6 protein-coding genes and 1 pseudogene are annotated in these 4,144 nt (G+C 47.3%); 2 read left to right on the top strand and 5 right to left on the bottom strand.

What is annotated here, in order from left to right:
• Nucleotides 1–147: MerR family transcriptional regulator (locus O9324_RS14030; protein WP_288140494.1), on the bottom strand; the 147-nt coding region annotated here is incomplete at its 3' end.
• Nucleotides 148–265: 118 nt separating this feature from the next.
• Complete coding sequence (locus O9324_RS14025; RefSeq protein ID WP_288140493.1) at nt 266–2,233, bottom strand: PP2C family protein-serine/threonine phosphatase; 1,968 nt, start codon at nt 2,231–2,233, stop codon at nt 266–268.
• 162 nt (nt 2,234–2,395) lie between these two features.
• Between O9324_RS14025 and O9324_RS14020 the strand changes: the two genes are divergently transcribed.
• Nucleotides 2,396–2,548 (top strand): hypothetical protein, encoded by a 153-nt coding sequence (locus tag O9324_RS14020; RefSeq protein WP_287709665.1) that lies wholly within the window; start codon nt 2,396–2,398, stop codon nt 2,546–2,548.
• A 53-nt stretch (nt 2,549–2,601) separates the two neighbouring features.
• On the opposite strand, the gene O9324_RS14015 is transcribed toward O9324_RS14020, so the two are convergent.
• The 3 genes from O9324_RS14015 to pirA all read right to left on the bottom strand — a co-directional run bounded on the left by O9324_RS14015 (nt 2,602) and on the right by pirA (nt 3,527).
• On the bottom strand, nt 2,602–3,057 hold the full coding sequence (locus tag O9324_RS14015; protein ID WP_287709430.1) for a GNAT family N-acetyltransferase: 456 nt from the start codon (nt 3,055–3,057) through the stop codon (nt 2,602–2,604).
• Nucleotides 3,050–3,214 carry a DUF8624 family small hydrophobic protein gene (locus O9324_RS14010; protein WP_002765460.1) on the bottom strand — a complete coding sequence of 55 codons (165 nt, stop codon included), beginning with the start codon at nt 3,212–3,214 and terminating at the stop codon, nt 3,050–3,052. Before O9324_RS14010 ends, O9324_RS14015 begins: the two co-directional genes overlap by 8 nt.
• 151 nt (nt 3,215–3,365) lie before the next feature.
• Entirely contained in the window at nt 3,366–3,527 is a 162-nt protein-coding gene (pirA, locus tag O9324_RS14005; protein WP_002765458.1) for an arginine synthesis PII-interacting regulator PirA, read from the bottom strand.
• A 134-nt stretch (nt 3,528–3,661) separates the two neighbouring features.
• On the opposite strand from pirA, the pseudogene O9324_RS14000 reads away from it, so the two are divergent.
• Nucleotides 3,662–3,865: pseudogene (locus O9324_RS14000) on the top strand (SAM-dependent chlorinase/fluorinase); the annotation flags it as partial.
• Between the last annotated feature and the right edge of the window lie 279 nt (nt 3,866–4,144).

The raw sequence follows: 4,144 nt of genomic DNA, 5'->3' as shown, positions 1-4,144 counted from the left end.
TAAACCAAGCAACTGAGAAATTGTATAACGACGATGCCCATTAGCAGTCCGTTCTGGAATTAGTTTACCTTCAGACTCCCAACGCCTTAACGTCGATACGCTTACACCTTTCAATTTAGCGGCTTCCGATATGGTTAACTTCCTCATAGAACGATTATAGCACAAGTCATGAGTAATTTTGGATAATATTAGTTAGGTTTTTGGCTTCTGTATTTAACCCCACACCCCACACCCTGTCCCCACGAAAAACTTTTTGCTGCAAACCCTAGTTAGGGGAAGCATTGGGGGGACTCGGACCGGTGACGGGTGCGGAAGGTGTCGTCCCGGTCGTGGGACTCGGACCGGTGACGGGTGCGGGAGAAATCGGTGGATTGGAAGGGGGATTATGACTCAAGAATTGCCAAGCGATCGCAGCCAGCAAACCGAGAACACCGACAGCGATCGCTACTACGACTAGGGGTGAAACCCTAGTGAGCGCGGGGGGAGAAGTACGACTAGAAACCGAAGAAGATGCAGGGGGGGGAGTGGGTATTGCTGTCACCACTTCTTCTCCGGGGTAGGTGTCCCCGCTGTGATCAAAATCTTGGTCATTAAGATCGGGAATAATCCGTTCTTTGGCCTCAGCATAAACTAAAGGCGTGACAGGTTCAGCCGCAGGAACTACCCGACAATAAACTAGGGCGATGGTGGAGTTATCGTGACCGTTTTTCTGGTTAGCTAGTTGTAATAAACTTTCCCCCACGGCGGTTACATTTTTCTCTCCTCGCAAAAGAGGCACAATTTCACTGTCCCAGTATTGTTCTACCCGATCGTAATCACTTAAACCATCGGAACAGAGGAGAAAAACACAATCTTGATCAATAATCAACCTCTGAACGGTGGGATGGAGATTATTGGCGCTACTCATGCCCAAAGCTTGCACCAAGGCCCCCGCGTTGGGATACTGTATGGCATCACGATAGAGGAGATAGCCTAATTTCACTTCCCTGGAAGCGAGATCGTCATCCACCGTCACTTGATGACAACTGTGGGCAGTAATCCAATAGATGCGGGAATCCCCCACATGGGCCGCGTACATTTCCTGGGCCTGGGCAAAAGCCATAACTAGAGTCGTACCCATGCGCTGACGATCTTGTCTTGACTCCTGATCATTGCGTTGACTGATCAGATCATTGGTGACACGAATCGCCTGTTCGAGGACAAGACTGTAACTATCGGGATAGACTTCAATATTAGTGGTGGGACTGGGATTAATTTCCCTAGACAGGGTTTCGATCGCTAATTGAGCAGCGATTTCGCCCCCTTCCTGACCGCCGATGCCATCACAGACAATCGCCAGGGGATTTTGACCATGAGCGAGGGTTATGGCCTGATTAGTCGGGGGATAACAGGCATCCTCGTTGTGTTCCCGCATCAGACCAGTATCAGTGCAGGTAAAAATCTCATAGCTGCGTTCTTGACCTCCACCGTAGTGCTGTAGTGCATAATCGAGGATAGCGATCAGGGATTCCGGGCGATCGAGATCACCGGATTCTAGCTCTTGGGTCAGGGATACGAGAAAATCTTGAATATTAGCGGCTGCCGTCGGGATCAGACCGGTCCAGAAAGCTCCTAAATCTTTTAAATTGGGAGCGTTGGCCTCATCTTTGCTTAATTCTAGCAATTGCAGCAGCTGATTATTCACTCTCGTCAGCGAAGGGTTGAGCAGACTAGAGACTACAGCCTTTCTCTGAAGGGGATGCCAGAGTTTGGCCATTTGCCATAACCAGTGAATTTGTCTTAAATCGGAAGCTTGCGACCAAACCTCGGCTAGAGTGGGCAATAGTTCCGGATATATTAATTCTCCCGTTTGATCGAGGGGAATAGTGCCGTATTCCAACAGCCAGATGTCCATATTCAAGCGTTCGTCGGGACTAGGAATATAGCCATAGACTTGGGGAATATGGAGATGGAATGGTAACAATTTTAGGTAGAGGGAGAGCCAGCTAGGAGGTTCTTCCGGTGCTTGGGGTGCTTGAGCGGGTTTAGTATCAAGAACAATTTGTGGTTGTTTGACCAAATAACGATTATCAATTAGCTCGCCAACATGATAATAGGTTCTCACCCAATCACCCATCATCCATAAATAGCGCTTAACTAAAGGAGTACCGCACTTTTCACAGAATCTATTAGTGAGAGCGTTCGGGGATAGACAGGTTAGGTTTTGACATTGGAGGGTTGTCACGGAATCCATGAAAACTGCTGACTCCTAAAGCGCGATTAGATTAGTATAGGTTATTAAAATAGCGTGTTTTTATCCACGTTGACTGCCAGTGTATTCCAGTGTTTCCCAAATTTTAACCTTTGTCGCTCGATCGAGAATAATTAGGGTTTACTGAAAAAGTTTTTCCTGGGTGTGGGGAAGTGGGGAAGTGGGGAAGTGGGGAAGTGGGGAAGTGGGGAAGTGGGGAAGTGGGGAAGTGGGGAAGTGGGGAAGTGGGGAAGTGGGGAAGTGGGGAAGTGGGGAGCTTTTCAGTGTTGCCAAAGGCACGGCGTAGCCGTCCAGTAAACAGTGAACTGATAACTGATAACTGACTCCTATCTCCTGACTCCTAACAGTTTCTAAATATTTTTCCACATCAGCAAAGAGCGAGTTTGAAAGCCGAGATTTTGGTAGAGATTGAGAGCATTGTCGTTATTGATGAAGACTTGTAAACCGATGCGGGTTTGTCCGCGACTTTTTGCCCAATCCTTAGCTCGATCGATTAGTGCGCTGGCGATACCTTGGCGACGATGCTGGGGATCGACGTAAATTAGGAAAATATGACCATAGCGATCGCCTGTCACCTGATCGACGGCGCTCCCCATCCAGAGACAAGCGATCGCCGTTTGTTGTCCTTCGACGATCCACAGGGGAGTATCGAGGCAAAAAAACTGTCTGACTGTATCAGCTAGATGGGAGAGGTTTTTTTGTTCGGGAAAAAATTCTTGATAGGTGCGGGTGAGAAAATTAATTAGTAGATAGCGATCGCTCGGTTTTCCCAGTCGCAGCCGATAATCTTCGGGAAGGTTAGCCATGCCAAGCATAAAAGAAAATTATGCCCAGGGATGGCTCGATCGGAGCGGGTGCCGCTAAATCTGCCGGTAAAAAAATCCGGATGCCGGTGGCAACCAGAGCAACTAAAAACACTAGGATAGTCAGGAGCGGGGCGATATATTGTCGAAAAAAAGCCATAATTATTTGATCTCTACACTGCTGTTCCTTCTATTTTAGGGATTGCCAGTTAAGATATCAGCAATTAAAAAAAAATTCACCCAAAAAAAAGTGATCGGCATACCGATCACTAGAAACCGACAACTAGACTATGACTAAACACCGATTAAATCTAACGAAGGTGCAAATAGGCCGCCTCTGCTTCCAATTGACGCACTAAAGCTTCATTTCCCTGCGCTCTAGCCACTTCCAGTCGGTGTTGTAAATTTCTGCGGAGTGTTTCCCTATGAGCGACGGCGGCTTGTGTTAGGACTTGCTGACGATTTTTGTTCATGATGGACAGACTTTTGAGCGACTTAACTTACCTTATATCTAAATCATAACATTCTCCTTGGTAAACTGTATCTTTAGCTACTGAATTTGGCGTTAAGATTTATTAACGGTGTTGGCAACCCTAGGAACAAGTCAATGACGGAACAGGCACTAATAACCCTTACTAGCGATTTTGGACTACAGGACGGTTATGTGGGCATTATAAAGGGAGTAATCGCGGGAATTGCCCCCCATGCTCGCACGATCGATCTGAATCATCAAATTTCGCCCCAAGACCTTTACGCTGGTCGTTTTGTCCTCCTGAATGCCTATCAATATTTTCCGCAAGGCACTATTCATCAGAAATTTTGGGTCTGAAACCCCGTCGTTCTACGACGGCTTGAATGTGTTAAGCTAAACGGCGCTTAACCTGCATGATCCAATAGCTATAAACCTTTTGGAGTCTATATCGGTGATCCGAAGTAAAAGCCGTTTAGCTTAATATAGTGGTGGTCAATGACCCACCCGTGACGATGGATTCAGACAGCCTAACGAGCGAAGTTCAGTACAACTGACGGCGCAGACAAATCGGTAGACCGGGAAAAGAGGATAGGGCAATGGGAACCCTCCACCCCTAGA

Origin of the sequence: Microcystis sp. LE19-84.1B, assembly GCF_027531875.1 — a bacterium.
Classification (GTDB): Bacteria; Cyanobacteriota; Cyanobacteriia; order Cyanobacteriales; family Microcystaceae; genus Microcystis; species Microcystis panniformis.
Note: the sequence above shows the minus strand (reverse complement) of the source record. Positions and strands in the feature narration are given on the sequence as shown.

What these genes read in the sequence shown, in the direction of transcription:
- O9324_RS14025 (WP_288140493.1), bottom strand. Translation starts at nt 2,233, where the DNA reads ATGGATTCCGTGACAACCCTCCAATGTCAAAACCTAACCTGTCTATCC.
- O9324_RS14015 (WP_287709430.1), bottom strand. Translation starts at nt 3,057, where the DNA reads ATGGCTAACCTTCCCGAAGATTATCGGCTGCGACTGGGAAAACCGAGC.
- O9324_RS14010 (WP_002765460.1), bottom strand. Translation starts at nt 3,214, where the DNA reads ATGGCTTTTTTTCGACAATATATCGCCCCGCTCCTGACTATCCTAGTG.
- pirA (WP_002765458.1), bottom strand. Translation starts at nt 3,527, where the DNA reads ATGAACAAAAATCGTCAGCAAGTCCTAACACAAGCCGCCGTCGCTCAT.